The organism is Bacillus sp. AFS077874 (assembly GCF_002566505.1).
Classification (GTDB): domain Bacteria; phylum Bacillota; class Bacilli; order Bacillales; family Bacillaceae_G; genus Gottfriedia.
This window is the reverse complement of the sequence record NZ_NUYF01000009.1, coordinates 61,521-74,920: the sequence shown is the minus strand read 5'-3', so window position 1 is coordinate 74,920 and position 13,400 is coordinate 61,521. Positions and strand designations below refer to the sequence as shown.

The following is a 13,400-nucleotide window of genomic DNA, read 5'->3' as shown; positions in this document are numbered from 1 at the left end:
GTGATTTATTTACGGCTCGATTTTAAGTAGATTCAGAGCACCTTTGCTAGTTTAATTCTAAAAACTATCTATTAACTTGTTAATAAAGATGTGAAATACGATTACGGGTATATGTATTCTTTTGATTTATTTGCAGTTTACAAAGTTTTATTTGCTGTTTTACTATTTTTATTTGCGGTTCTTGGATTTTAATTGCAGTTTTGCTATTTTTAATTGCGATTCTCGGATTTTATTTGCAGTTCTACTTTATTTGCGGACCACCCAAGTTTATTTGCAGCCCAACGTTTATTCCATATTTTTTGATAAGTTCCGCATAAAAAACAAAAGTAGCCTAGAATCACTAAAATTCTAAGCTACTTTCATTATTTACTTTGTTGATTGTCTAATTTGAAGATGATGCGGAAGAATGACTGTATGATCTTCCACTGTCTCTTTATTCATATACTTCGTTAATAATCTCATTGCAACTGCACCAATATCATACATTGGTTGAGCAACAGATGATAATTTTGGACGCACCATTAATGCCAGCCTTGTATTATCAAAACCAAAAACTTCAAGATTATTCGGTACTAATATTCCGTGGTCTTGGGCACTATGGATTATACCAATCGCCATTTCATCAGATGCTACGAAAATCGCGCTCGGAATAATATTACGCTCATGGAAAGCTTCAAAAGCTTCACTACCTGATTCATACGTATTATCACCATAAGTTACTAACTCTTCATCGAATTCGATTCCATTTTCTTGTAAAGCACGTTTATATCCTTCTAACTTACTTAATCCGATAATATTCGTTTCAGTAGGTCCGTTTACGAATGCTACCTTTTGGTGACCTTTTTTAATTAAATAATCTACTGCATCAAATGCCGCCTGAGCATAGTCGATATTTACTGAAGGGATTTTATTAGCTTCATCATATGTAGTCGCTAATACGATTGGAACGCCAGCCTTTTCGTACTCTTCTTGATGAATATCCGTAATTGTTCCACCAATAAATAAAATTCCGTCAACTTGCTTTGCTAACATATTATTTATTAATGTAATTTCTTTCTCAACATTCTCATCTGAGTTACTTAAGATAATATTGTATTTATACATTGTTGCAATATCTTCAATACCACGTGCTAGTTCTGCATAAAAAGTATTTGATATATCTGGAATAATTACACCAACTGTAGTTGTTTTTTTACTTGCTAGTCCTCTTGCTACTGCATTAGGTCTATATCCTAAACGGCTGATCGCTTCGTTTACTTTTTTTCGTGTAGTAGGTTTAACATTTGGATTACCATTAACTACTCGTGAAACTGTAGCCATGGAAACGTTTGCCTCACGTGCTACATCATAAATCGTAACCGTCATATTCATCACTCCTCTATTTTATTCTATCTATTATGTAGTTTGTTTTTTATTTAGGTAAAATAGTCATAAAACGTAATATTCCACAAAAATAGTGCTTCATTCTATCTTATAGTGAAACGTATATTCGTTCAATACACCTATTAGAAAAAAATGTAAATTATTCGTAGTTTATCACTATATATTGCTAATTTAAAACAAACGTTCACAAATTATTCAAAAAGCGCCGACTGATTTTGTTCAGCCAGCGCTTTTATGTTGATTATCGATTTATGAAAGAATTAACTTCAGACATAAATTGGTCAAATTGATCAAAATTCATTTGCTGAGATGAGTCACTTAAAGCAGTAGCAGGATCTGGATGAACCTCTGCCATAATACCATCAGCTCCAATTGCTAGTCCCGCTTTTGCTGCAGGTATTAGTAAGTCTCTTCTACCTGTCGAATGAGTAACATCTACTAAAACTGGTAAATGTGTTTCTTGTTTTAAAATAGGAACAGCTGTTATATCTAATGTATTTCTCGTAGCTTTTTCATAAGTTCTTATGCCACGTTCACATAAAATAATTTCTTGATTGCCTTCTGACATGATGTATTCAGCTGCATAAATGAATTCTTCGATTGTCGCTGATAAACCTCTTTTTAATAAAATTGGTTTATTTACAGAACCTGCTGCTTTTAGTAATTCAAAGTTCTGCATATTTCTTGCGCCGATTTGAATGATATCAACATAATCTAATGCCATTTCAATATGTTCTGGGCTTACTATTTCACTAATAATTGCCAACCCATGGTTTTGGCCAACTTCTTTTAAAATCTTTAAACCCTCTTCACCTAGACCTTGGAAGTCATAAGGCGAAGTACGTGGTTTAAATGCACCGCCACGCATAATTTTTATTCCTTGTTCCTTTAACACTTTCGCTACAGAATCAACTTGTTCATAGCTCTCAACAGCACATGGGCCTGCAATAATAATTGGGCTTCCATCACCAATATTAGCACCATTTACATTTACGATTGTGTTTTCTGATTTTCTTTTTCTTGAAACTAGAAGAACTTTTTTATCGTCTTCTTCTTGAAGCTCTAAGCTACTTTTAAAAATTTCTTTAAAAATATGTTGGAGGGTAGCCGTACTAAAAGGACCTTCATTGATTTCGGCAATATGATCTAGCATCTTACGTTCCCTAACTGGATCATAACGTTTAACGCCTTGATCAATTTTTGCTATACCAATTTTCTTTGCGATTTCGCCTCTTTTATTTAATAACTCAAATATTTGATGATTAATCTCGTCTATTTCAATTCTAAGTTGTTCTAAATCATTTTTAGTCAAATTAAATCCTCCTTGCAAATACCAATATTTCATTTGTTATTATGACACTTTATTGAAAGCTAATCAAAACATGAGCATTATTTTAAAAAAATGTTTTTTTAGTGAATATTTTGTATTCTCGTTGGGAATAGTTGCGAGATTAAAATACAAAGAAGAGTTAGCAAAGTAACTCTTCTTTGTAATCTTAAGTAATACTACGTCCATCTTCTACTTCTAATACTCTGTCTAACCATTCATTGATTAGCGAGTTGAATAGATTCTCTTGTTCGATTTGAAGATTATGGCTAGCTTTATCTAAAATTGCAAATGATGCTCTTGGATAATTTTCAAGAATAGTAAATGCGTCTTTATATCCAACGACCGAGTCTTGTAATCCCAATAGAAATAGACTTGGTTCTTTGAACTTAATTTTATCTATTTCAAATGAAAATCCGTAGTTATTCCTAATTTTAGATAAAAATTCCTGATCAGCGATTGAACATCCGCTAACAATTTCATTTTTATAGCGAACCCAAGTTTTCTCATCTAAAATTACATTGTTTGAACGAAAATCAGTTTCTTCAAGTTCATTTAATTGATTTAAAAAAGTATTATCTTCAACTATTATGGTATGGCTTGGTAACGATCTTTTCTCAAATTGTGGAATAATCATTGGGCAAATAAATGCAGCACCTTTGACTTTTTCAGGTCTATTAGCAATTATTCCTCTTGCTAAATATCCCCCGTAAGATTCTCCGGCTAATAAAAATGATTGACCCGGTATGATTGTATCAATAAATTTTAAGACGATGTTCAGCATATCATCTGTCGTATTAATGTTTGTTCCACCCTTTGTTTTACCCATACCTGGAAGGTCAAAGTAAATCCTTTTATAACCGCTTTTCTCTGTAAAAATCGGTTCCATGCAACCTTGCATTAACCTAGAGTCTGGAGTAAACCCATGTATCATAACGATTGGTTTTCCTTCTCCCTTTATTTCATAGTTTATGTCAATATTATTTAAAGTACAAAAAGGCATTTTATTAACCTCCAATTTTCAAATCTATCATTTTAATAAATTGAAGTAATATTAATATTATGAGGCAAAACTGCATGGACACCCTTAACATGGTTAACAATTTGAGTTATTCTCAAATCAACACAAACGCTAGCTAAAGCAACCGCCTCTGTTTTTTCAATAGCATATAGCTCTTGAATTAACTCGACCATGCCATTTAATGCAGTTTTAGTTGCTATATTTAAGTCTTCATCAAAGCCAAAAGTAAGCCACCCTGCTGGTGTGTTAGCTCGTGGCATTTTAATCTGCATGTCCTCTTTTAATGTAAGAGTTAGATTCACTTTATCAAATGGAGATTCGATCGCTTGACCAGATACTTCCCCATCTCCTTGTGCAGCGTGTCCATCACCTGCAGAAAAAAGCGCTCCTTCTACGGCTATAGGTAAATACAATGTACTACCTTCAACCAACTCTTTACAGTCGATATTTCCACCACAATATCTCGGTGGTATAGTCGAATGTACACCTGATTCAGAAGGCGCTGTACCTAGGACTCCTAAAAATGGTACTAATGGTACCGAAACTTCCTTATTTCTGATTTTAGTCATTGCTGTATTGTTTTCTTCATTGATTAGCCAATTTAAAGTTACTTCTAATTCTTCAGAAATACCTAATGCGTTATTTTGCCAATTCTTTTTACCACCCGCACAATTCCAGCCGTACCAGCCAGCTTTTAATTCGTTTATTTTAATTTCAAGTGTCATCCCCGGTTTAGCACCTTCTACAAAAATTGGACCAATCATAGGATGTCCCCATTCTTCTTCCTTCTCCCTTGACTCGAATCTTACTCTTTCTCCATTTTTACTCGAATAACCCCACCCAATATCAATCGTATCAAATTCAATCGAATCACCAGAACGAATGATTTGAATTGGTTCATATTCATTATTAAAAGATGCGTGCAAATGCTGATCTGATGTTTTAAATTTATATGTTTCTGGCATAATTACTCCTTCTTTCAACGCTCAATTTTAATATGTAAAAATAATTTAACTATAAATAATTTCTGCACGTAACTTCATTCCCCTTGTTTTAATTTTAAATTTTTATTACTTTTTTCCTATAAATCATATGATTTGCTCCACCAATTTGAATTGGATAAGACTTTCGGTGTATTTTATAGATGAGATTTCCAAATTTAGGGATTTCTAAATTCATTATACTGGAGGAGTAATAATGGCAATTACTTTTAAACAAATGGTTGCAGAGGCACGTGACAATGTACAAGGAATCAGTTCAGCAGATGCTCGTGAAAAAATTAATGCTAATCCTGAAACATTAGTAATTGATGTTCAAGACGCAGCCGATGCAGGTGCATGCGGATTAATACCAAGCAGTTTGAATATCTCACTTGGAATGCTACCAATCCGTGCTGATTTAGAATTACCAGAACATTTACGTGAGCCGAAATTAGCAGATCGAAATCGCCCTGTTCTTGTTACATGTGGTGCAGGTGGCCAAGCATCTTTAGGAGCATATTTACTTAAAAAAATGGGATTCACTGATGTTGCATATATCGATGGTGGTACTGCTGCGTGGAAAGCTGCTGGCTTTGACGTAGAATAAATCTCAGACTGCCCGCCAAACGCTCGCTTTCTTCGTTGCTTCACCTGCTAAAGCGGTGCTCATTACCGACAAAGGTCACTTCGCGCCTCGAAAGGCAGCCGTTTTCAACCAGTCTGAGCATCAAATTTTTTGTTTATTTTTCAAACAACATAAAAAAACTGCACCTTAAGTTACGATTTAAGGTGCAGTTTTTTTATTTTTTTAATAAAGCATTTTCAATTGAATCTTTCTTAATTGAAAAATGAGAAGTATTATAGACTGCCTCTCCATTTTCAAAAATAAATAATTGAGGAGATTCATGTTTGATTGCCGTTTTCTCAGCAATATAGTTAGACAATTCTCTGTCATCTTGAACTTGTAAAAAATACAATGGTACATTCTCATATGCAGATGCAAATGCTAAAAATTCAGTATAAGCTGCATGACTAATTGGGCATGTTGTACTATGCTTTAAAAACACAAATTTCTCATCGTTGTTAATTAGTTCATCAAACTGTTGAATCGTTGATATTCGATTTACCATTTCTCTTTTTTCCCTCACGCTTCGTTTTGTACTTTTCCCATAAATCCATTGCTGTATTTCCCCAATTTACTACTTGGGACATTTTTTCAGTACTAACTTTTACAGTATTCGATACATTATTCGCAGTATCACGTACTTTTTCATTCATTTCTGAGATTGTGACTCCGACTTCTTCGACTGATTTAGCTAATACATCAAGGGATTTTGCTCGTTCTCGCATATCTTTCGTAAGTTCATTCGAATTATTCACAAAAATTTTAGCCTCATTTGCTAAATGATTCGAAGTATGTACTAATTGAACGGCTTCAACACAAACATTATGTAAATCTTTTTGTGTTTCAGCAATAGTAGACTCTACACCTCTAAATACCCTTTCTAGTCGGAATAAAGTACGACTAATAAATACAACTAAGATCACAAATGCAACTGCTGCGATTAATGCACTAATAGAAATTAAATCCATTCGAAAAAACCCCTTTCCTTCATAGCCTTCCACAAATTTAATCACTTATTTCGTATTATACTACAAATTTTACCAAACACTAAACTAGTCGTAAAACAAGTTTTCAAATTCTTTAGTAAAAAAAGAATACTTTAGTAAACAAAACTGACTAAATAGTTTACAATAGGTATATAGTTATAATTATTGGAGGGAATTTTCAATGAAAGATCCACGTATTTCAAAATTAGCTAAAAACTTAATCAATTACTCAGTAAAATTACAACCAGGAGAAAAAATCTTAATTGAAAACTTTAAGCTAGAAACTGAATTAGTTACAGCTTTAGTTAAAGAAGCATATGCTGCTGGTGGTTTTCCTTTCGTATCAATCAAAGATCATAAAGTAGATCGCGCATTATTAATGGGTGCTACTGAAGAACACTTTAATAAAGTAGCAGAATACGAAGCAAACGTAATGAAAGATATGGATGCTTATATCGGTTTACGTTCAGGTGTTAATATTAATGAACTTTCTGATGTACCAGACGAAAAAACTAAAATCCATGGTAAAACTGTAGGCCAAAAAGTACATAGAGCAATTCGTGTTCCAAAAACTAAATGGGTTGTACTACGTTACCCAACTGATTCAATGGCTCAATCAGCAAAAATGAGCACTGAAGCATTTGAAGATTTCTATTTTAATGTATGTAATTTAGATTACGGTAAAATGGACAAAGCAATGGATGCTCTTGTTGAATTAATGAACCGTACAGATAAAGTTCAAATTAAAGGTCCTGGAACTGATCTTACATTCTCAATTAAAGATATCCCAGCTATTAAATGTGCTGGTGAAATGAATATTCCTGATGGTGAAGTATTTACAGCACCAGTTCGTGATTCAGTAAATGGTACACTTTCATATAACACACCATCTCCTAACAATGGTTTTACATTTGAAAATGTTCAACTTAAATTCAAAGATGGTAAAATTGTTGAAGCAACTGCTAACGACACTGAGCGTATCAACAAAATCTTTGATACAGATGAAGGTGCACGCTTTATCGGTGAATTCGCAATTGGTGTAAATCCATACATCTCACATCCAATGGGAGACATCTTATTCGATGAAAAAATCGATGGAAGCTTCCACTTTACACCAGGTCAAGCTTATGATGAAGCTTACAACGGTAACAACTCAAATATCCACTGGGATATGGTTTGTATCCAACGCCCTGAATACGGTGGAGGAGAAATCTATTTCGATGACGTTTTAATCCGTAAAGATGGTCTTTTCGTAATCGAAGAATTAAAAGGATTAAACCCTGAAAACTTAAAATAATTTTTAATATAAAGAACACATACTAGGCTATGTGTTCTTTTTTCTACGTCCCGGTCAACCATTCGAACTTGCCTCAACCTATATATATCTTGCTTTTGACGATTCCTCTTTTGTAACAGGCCAAGTACTTCATGTAAATGGAGGTATAATGACTGAAACTTAAAAATTAAGAGACAACAATTCTAATACAAAAATAAAAGACTGGGAGATTCCCAGTCTTCGTTTTTATACAGCCTTTTTCCCGTTAGTCAATCTCTCAACTAACATACTCACAGATAAATCACCTGTTGCATTTAACATTGTTGCAGGCGGATCAATTAACGTACTAATTGCTGCAAGAATTGGTAAAGATTCTACCGGTAACCCAAACAGAGAAAGAATTAACATTTCCCCGATCATTCCACCATTTGGAATTGCTCCCATTACCATACCAACTAGTAATGCAATACCGATTGTTACAAGATAAATATTCAAACCAGAGAAATTCATTCCAAATACACCAAATGCAAAAGCAATTTTTACGACTCCACCCATAACAGATCCATCTTTGTGTAGTGCACTAGCTAAAGGAATAACGGTCTCTCTAATATTTTTAGATACACCCATTTTTTCAGCTGATTCAAAATTTGTTGGAATCGTTGCTGCACTACTACAAGTTCCTAGAGATGTTAACGTTGAAGGTAATACATTTTTCCAATAAATTCTAAATCCATAACTACCACCAGCCATATAAGCAATAATACTATAAACGATAAAATAAAATAGAATAGCAGTTACATAATATAAAACAAAAACTCGCTCATATGAACCTATTAATTCTTTACCATATGTCGGAACAAGATAAGCAAAATAAGCTCCAAGTCCAACCGGTGCTAGATACATAATATAGTTAACCATATTCATGATCACTACATTACCACTTGATAATAATTTTTTAACAATGTCCGCTTTATCACCAGCTTTATTCGTTGCTAAACCGACTAATACAGCAAAAACGATAATTGCTAACATATTGCTTCTAGTAAACAAGCCTGAGAAATCATTCACCGTAAATGTATTTACAATTTGCTCCGCAACTGATACTTTATCAGTTGCATCTGGCTTAACAATTGGGATATGAACCCCATGTGCAGGTGGATAAACTTTCATAACAACAAGCATTATGATCGCTGCAATAATACCTGTAAATAAAAATACCCCTGACATATTTCGCATAATCTTACCGAATTTTTCTCCCCCGCCATTTGCAAAGCTTGAAGCTACAGAGAAAAACACAAGTGGTACAACTACTACGAATAATAAATTTAAAAATAAATCCCCTATTGGCTTAAGGGCAACTCCTACGCTTTCATGAGTATATCCGATGACTGAACCTATGATGATACAACAAAGTAAAATCAAAGGGAAAGCGTAATTTCTAAATGAAAATTGCATAAGCTTCCTCCTAATATAATTGCTATTTGTAGTATACCGAAAATTTAATAGTTTGTACTCCAATTCTTTAATAAAACCTACATATTTCTACATAAACATACAAAAAAGAACACTTTGTATGATCTACAAGTGTTCTACCTTTATTGAAATTACGAAATACTCCCCATATCCTTGCCCGTATTCCAATGCTTTAATCCTACTTTTTTTAATCTTATTAGCTTAAGACTTCATCAAAAGCAGCTGAAACTTTTTCAAACTCTTCTTCTGTTTCAATATCATAAAACTCGCCATCTTCTTCGACTCTTAAGAAGAAAACGTCAATATCCTCTTCACTTTCTTTTTCTACTTCTTCTAGTAAACCTACTGCTATGTATTCATGACCTTCAATTGTAATTGAGCCTAGTACTTCGTAATCTTGCTCGTCACCTTCATCATAGCTAAGTGTAAGAATTTCGCCTACTTCAATCTTTTCCATAAATCTTGACCTCACTTATTTCAAATTAATTTTGCATAAAGAAAAACCTTTATGTTCCTTTAGTGTAACAGAATGATGCAAAACGTTAAATTGTAAATACACTTAAAGCTTTTCTAAATCGTTCTATTTTTAAACCATCTTTTTTGTGAGAATCAATTTTAGTAAAAAATTTATTTTTTAAAATATACATGAATATTTTTACCAACGCTGTAATAAGATTTAGAACAACCAACTCAAAAGTTTCTTTCAAGTTTATTAAGTTGGACAAGCCTATGTCTTCTATAGTAGATATTTTCTATATTTAGGGAGGATTACTGAATGTCAAAATTAATAACGGGTCAAGAACAATCTAGAAGAAAAACTGTCAATTTTAAATCATTCTTTCAACGTTTTACTAAAAACCAAATAATTGATGAAACGCCATCACAACTTTTACATAATGAGTTAAGAAGCTTACAAAAACTTTTAGAGCTAAAAGAAATTAATTTTATTTATGCCGATCCCGAATACATTGATGTTGCTATTATGGAATTAGAAGCTATACGAACAAAATACAGTATTACTGTTAGACAATTAAAGGAAATACAGTCTGCTAGTGTTGTATGAAAAAAAGAGATAGATAGCATATTAGCTATTTATCTCTTTTTCTATGTTTTACCCTTGCTGATTAAGAACTGACCTCATACTTCGTTTCGTAAGTCTTAACTTTTTTAAATACATTGATGAAAATCGTTAAGCACGGAAGAAGCCATAAGAATATTGCATAAGGTAAATACTCATGTAACTTCATATTAATGACTGTACTACTCATGATTGCAAGAACATTCCAAGGGATCATTGCTGGAAATAATAAAGTTGTATCCGCCATTAACCGAGCCAACTCTTCTTTGTTATATTTATTTGACCAATGCGCTAAAAAAGATCGCCCTGTTAAAATAATAGGCATCGTTTGGTTACCTGCTATTACGCATATAACAGCTGTTGCACCAATTGTTTTTAAAGAATCGGATAGCATTGAAGTTGAAGTTTGAAGCCATTTATCCAACATCGGCTGAATGATATTAAGCTCCTCCAATAACGCATTATAAATTCCTGCTACAGCAATAAACAATAACAAGCTATACATATGACTTAGCCCTCCACCAAGTCCATTAATTCCGTGCCAAAAAGAATTTACAATTTTACTAAAAGAAGTGCCATTAAACAAAGCTATTAAACTTCCAGACAAAATACTAATGACATACGAGTAAATAATATTGATTCGAAATAAAACAAGTACAACTAATAAAATCGGAGGAATAAATTGAATGAATGAAATATTCTTATTGCTCACGATTTCATGATGTGTCTGGGTAATTTCTTGCGCAAACTGTAAATCCATTACGCTAAAAAATATGATTGTTACGATTACAGCAGTAATGGATGTAAAAAGCATCGCTTTACCTTGTTTTTTGACAGTTGTTTCAAGAATATTAGCTAAAAGTTGATGTGCGCTTGAAAAAGGTGATGTTCGATCACCAACAAATGCACCCGAAATAACCGCTCCAGCCGATATTTCCACAGGTATATGCAGTAATATGGCACTACTAATAAGGGGAACTCCTAAGGCACTTAATGTTCCAATCGACGAACCCAAAATCATTGAAAAAATCATCGTCGTTAGAAAACAAAACACAAAAAAATGATGTGGATTTATTGCCTGTAAAGTAATCGAAACCATCGATGTTATCGTTCCTGATAAATACCACGATGGAAGTAAAAAGCTAATTAAAAATAAGATAAAGAGAACAATTTTAACTTTTCCCATCCCTTGATAGCTTAACTTCATAATATTTCTAACTTCATATCCTCTTTTTAAACTTAATACGATTAAAAAAATTAATCCTGGTAAAATTCCAAATACGAGAGAGATTTGTAATATGACGGAACTAATAATTCCAGTCAAAGTTACTAATATTAGGAAACTTGCCTGTTTAACTGAAAATTGGTTCTCCAACACTTCTTCCCCTTCTTTCAAACAGATTTATTACATTAAATTGATTAAATATCATTCATAATTATATTAGCTTTCAATTAATAATACACTTATATTTCAATTAAAAAGCACTACTTCAATATAAGAAGTAATGCTTTTGCACTAAAATACTGATGCTTTTAACTAAAATGTAAATCCGTTCCATATTGAACTAATTTTAATTTTCGTGCGATTGCCTGCGATGCATAATTATCCCAAGATGTACTGTAAAAAGCAGTTCGTCCTTGGCGTTGGATGTCCGCAGCCCAAGCATTTGAAACGATTAATCCATACTCTTTTCCACGAAAATCCTCGAGCGTATATACGCTTGCTTCAGCAGCTTCAGCTGATTGTCTGGCACTACAGCAAATCGACACAGCTATGTCATTTTCAATAATTGCATAACATGGTTCTTTAAATTCTAGCTCCTCATATGTATAAGGAAAGTTTGGTAATAAAAATTGTTTATTTGCCCGGGTAATTTTTATTGCTTTCGATGATGCTTTGCCAACTGTTTGAAATACATATGCCGGCCCCATCCATAAACTGTCTATCTGATGAGTTTCACTTAAAATCTGCATGATATTTACTATAGGTATACTATAGTTCGTGTCTAAGGCCTTCTCTAATTCAATTAGTTCTTCATTTTTAAGACTATCTAAAAACCTTTTCACATTTCCAATTTTGGTGCTTCCAATATAAAACCGTGGTGCTTTTGTATATGGTGGTTCATTTATTTTTGTTATTTTTCCAACTTCATCGTGTTTAAATAATACGTTAATATGCATTTCCATAAGTTCTAGCTCTGATTTCAAAAAGACTCCCCCTGGCTTCAAACTAGTTAATTTACATACTTCAAATTTCTTTTTACTCTATCTTTTAATTTTTACAAATGTTCCTTTTTCAGACTTTTCAATTGCGATCTTATTCATTTTAGCTATATTGTCTGATAAAAGAGATGATTGTTGGACAGTTTTTCCGTCTAATGATACAGGCACATCGATAATCCTTCTTTTAGCTTTTCGATGAATATCATAATCCTGATCATTTTCTTCGAGCTCAACTTTTGCATATAAACTGTTTATTAACTCTTGAATTTCTTGAACATTGTTTTCTTGAATTAATGTCATTAACTGCATATCGTCCAATAATAAATCGTTTAACTTAATAATATCTTTTTGTAATGCCAGTTTAATAATCTTTGCAAGTGAATCATATGAATAAATGCTGATCGGACCTAAAAAATAATCAATAGCAAGTTTATAATAAATCACTGTAAACCACTCCGCTATTTCAATAGAATTTACACAGATTTCTCCATTTACAATAACTAATGAATTTAAAAATACTTCAATTTCTTTTTTAGTTGTTCCAAAATATGTATGCATATCTCTTAATGTATAATCTATTCGATCTGCACATAGCTTCGGAAGCTCTTTTTCAAGTATTTCCCAATTATCTATATCAAAAATTTCTTTCATATCGATATGATATTTTTCAAGTATAGAAGGAATCTCCGAATCTAAAATTACTTTTTCAAAGATTGTTTCATGGTAATTTTCTTCACTATTATCAAAAACAAAATCAATAACATGGGAAAATGCCGTGTGAGAAACATCATGTAATAAACCCGCTATTTGTTCCTTGACCGAACCCCCTAACCTTTTTATTAACAGCATAACGCCAATAGAATGGTCATATCGAGTACCATTAAAATGCTGATCCACTAAAAAGGTAGCACCAGCTTGATGAATTCTTTTTAACCGTTGAATTGGTTTTGTATCGATTAATTCAACAAGAACTTGATCAATATTGTATTCTCCATATAGCTTATCGCTCAAAAACATACTGTACTCCT

General features: G+C 32.8%; 14 protein-coding genes and 1 pseudogene. 4 read left to right on the top strand and 11 right to left on the bottom strand.

Annotated elements, in window-relative coordinates:
- Window positions 1-366 precede the first annotated feature (366 nt).
- The 4 genes from ccpA to COJ46_RS10720 form a co-directional block, all read right to left on the bottom strand.
- A complete protein-coding gene (gene ccpA, locus COJ46_RS10735; protein WP_097979140.1) occupies window positions 367-1,365 on the bottom strand; it encodes a catabolite control protein A in 999 nt (332 codons plus the stop codon).
- A gap of 259 nt (window positions 1,366-1,624) precedes the next feature.
- The gene (locus tag COJ46_RS10730; protein WP_097979141.1) at window positions 1,625-2,695 is read right to left on the bottom strand and encodes a bifunctional 3-deoxy-7-phosphoheptulonate synthase/chorismate mutase; all 1,071 of its coding nucleotides are present in this window, start codon (window positions 2,693-2,695) and stop codon (window positions 1,625-1,627) included.
- Window positions 2,696-2,879: 184 nt separating this feature from the next.
- A complete protein-coding gene (locus COJ46_RS10725) occupies window positions 2,880-3,713 on the bottom strand; it encodes an alpha/beta fold hydrolase (RefSeq protein ID WP_097979142.1) in 834 nt (277 codons plus the stop codon).
- Between the two features lie 32 nt (window positions 3,714-3,745).
- Entirely contained in the window at window positions 3,746-4,696 is a 951-nt protein-coding gene (locus COJ46_RS10720) for an acetamidase/formamidase family protein (RefSeq protein WP_097979143.1), read from the bottom strand.
- 232 nt (window positions 4,697-4,928) lie between these two features.
- Here COJ46_RS10720 and COJ46_RS10715 point away from each other — a divergent pair, with 232 nt between their 5' ends.
- Complete coding sequence (locus COJ46_RS10715; protein WP_025671366.1) at window positions 4,929-5,318, top strand: rhodanese-like domain-containing protein; 390 nt, start codon at window positions 4,929-4,931, stop codon at window positions 5,316-5,318.
- A 193-nt stretch (window positions 5,319-5,511) separates the two neighbouring features.
- Here COJ46_RS10715 and ytxJ read toward each other — a convergent pair whose 3' ends face one another.
- Together ytxJ and COJ46_RS10705 are read right to left on the bottom strand one after the other, a co-directional pair.
- Window positions 5,512-5,841, bottom strand: a complete 330-nt coding sequence (gene ytxJ / locus COJ46_RS10710; RefSeq protein WP_097979144.1) for a bacillithiol system redox-active protein YtxJ — start codon at window positions 5,839-5,841, stop codon at window positions 5,512-5,514.
- Window positions 5,807-6,304, bottom strand: a complete 498-nt coding sequence (locus tag COJ46_RS10705; RefSeq protein WP_097979145.1) for a DUF948 domain-containing protein — start codon at window positions 6,302-6,304, stop codon at window positions 5,807-5,809. Before COJ46_RS10705 ends, ytxJ begins: the two co-directional genes overlap by 35 nt.
- A 199-nt stretch (window positions 6,305-6,503) precedes the next feature.
- On the opposite strand from COJ46_RS10705, the gene COJ46_RS10700 reads away from it, so the two are divergent.
- Window positions 6,504-7,619 carry an aminopeptidase gene (locus COJ46_RS10700; protein WP_097979146.1) on the top strand — a complete coding sequence of 372 codons (1,116 nt, stop codon included), beginning with the start codon at window positions 6,504-6,506 and terminating at the stop codon, window positions 7,617-7,619.
- 46 nt (window positions 7,620-7,665) lie between these two features.
- A pseudogene (locus COJ46_RS10695) lies at window positions 7,666-7,782 on the top strand (SDR family oxidoreductase); the annotation flags it as partial.
- A 62-nt stretch (window positions 7,783-7,844) separates the two neighbouring features.
- On the opposite strand, the gene COJ46_RS10690 reads toward COJ46_RS10695, so the two are convergent.
- Window positions 7,845-9,053 (bottom strand): dicarboxylate/amino acid:cation symporter, encoded by a 1,209-nt coding sequence (locus tag COJ46_RS10690; protein WP_097979147.1) that lies wholly within the window; start codon window positions 9,051-9,053, stop codon window positions 7,845-7,847.
- Between the two features lie 214 nt (window positions 9,054-9,267).
- A complete protein-coding gene (locus tag COJ46_RS10685) occupies window positions 9,268-9,528 on the bottom strand; it encodes a DUF1292 domain-containing protein (RefSeq protein ID WP_097979148.1) in 261 nt (86 codons plus the stop codon).
- Window positions 9,529-9,846: 318 nt separating this feature from the next.
- Here COJ46_RS10685 and COJ46_RS10675 point away from each other — a divergent pair, with 318 nt between their 5' ends.
- Window positions 9,847-10,134 (top strand): hypothetical protein, encoded by a 288-nt coding sequence (locus COJ46_RS10675; protein ID WP_097979150.1) that lies wholly within the window; start codon window positions 9,847-9,849, stop codon window positions 10,132-10,134.
- Window positions 10,135-10,195: 61 nt separating this feature from the next.
- Here the strand turns inward: COJ46_RS10675 and COJ46_RS10670 are convergent, their stop codons facing one another.
- The 3 genes from COJ46_RS10670 to COJ46_RS10660 form a co-directional block, all read right to left on the bottom strand.
- Window positions 10,196-11,524 carry a Na+/H+ antiporter NhaC family protein gene (locus COJ46_RS10670; RefSeq protein ID WP_286133689.1) on the bottom strand — a complete coding sequence of 443 codons (1,329 nt, stop codon included), beginning with the start codon at window positions 11,522-11,524 and terminating at the stop codon, window positions 10,196-10,198.
- A gap of 158 nt (window positions 11,525-11,682) precedes the next feature.
- Window positions 11,683-12,357, bottom strand: coding sequence for a GNAT family N-acetyltransferase (locus tag COJ46_RS10665; protein WP_097979151.1), 675 nt, complete (start codon window positions 12,355-12,357; stop codon window positions 11,683-11,685).
- 57 nt (window positions 12,358-12,414) lie between these two features.
- The gene (locus COJ46_RS10660; RefSeq protein WP_097979152.1) at window positions 12,415-13,389 is read right to left on the bottom strand and encodes an HD domain-containing protein; all 975 of its coding nucleotides are present in this window, start codon (window positions 13,387-13,389) and stop codon (window positions 12,415-12,417) included.
- Window positions 13,390-13,400: the final 11 nt, after the last annotated feature.

Bases quoted from the DNA above. Each gene is read 5' to 3' on its own strand.
- ccpA (WP_097979140.1), bottom strand. From the start codon at position 1,365: ATGACGGTTACGATTTATGATGTAGCACGTGAGGCAAACGTTTCCATG.
- COJ46_RS10725 (WP_097979142.1), bottom strand. From the start codon at position 3,713: ATGCCTTTTTGTACTTTAAATAATATTGACATAAACTATGAAATAAAG.
- COJ46_RS10720 (WP_097979143.1), bottom strand. From the start codon at position 4,696: ATGCCAGAAACATATAAATTTAAAACATCAGATCAGCATTTGCACGCA.
- COJ46_RS10715 (WP_025671366.1), top strand. From the start codon at position 4,929: ATGGCAATTACTTTTAAACAAATGGTTGCAGAGGCACGTGACAATGTA.
- ytxJ (WP_097979144.1), bottom strand. From the start codon at position 5,841: ATGGTAAATCGAATATCAACGATTCAACAGTTTGATGAACTAATTAAC.
- COJ46_RS10705 (WP_097979145.1), bottom strand. From the start codon at position 6,304: ATGGATTTAATTTCTATTAGTGCATTAATCGCAGCAGTTGCATTTGTG.
- COJ46_RS10700 (WP_097979146.1), top strand. From the start codon at position 6,504: ATGAAAGATCCACGTATTTCAAAATTAGCTAAAAACTTAATCAATTAC.
- COJ46_RS10690 (WP_097979147.1), bottom strand. From the start codon at position 9,053: ATGCAATTTTCATTTAGAAATTACGCTTTCCCTTTGATTTTACTTTGT.
- COJ46_RS10685 (WP_097979148.1), bottom strand. From the start codon at position 9,528: ATGGAAAAGATTGAAGTAGGCGAAATTCTTACACTTAGCTATGATGAA.
- COJ46_RS10675 (WP_097979150.1), top strand. From the start codon at position 9,847: ATGTCAAAATTAATAACGGGTCAAGAACAATCTAGAAGAAAAACTGTC.
- COJ46_RS10660 (WP_097979152.1), bottom strand. From the start codon at position 13,389: ATGTTTTTGAGCGATAAGCTATATGGAGAATACAATATTGATCAAGTT.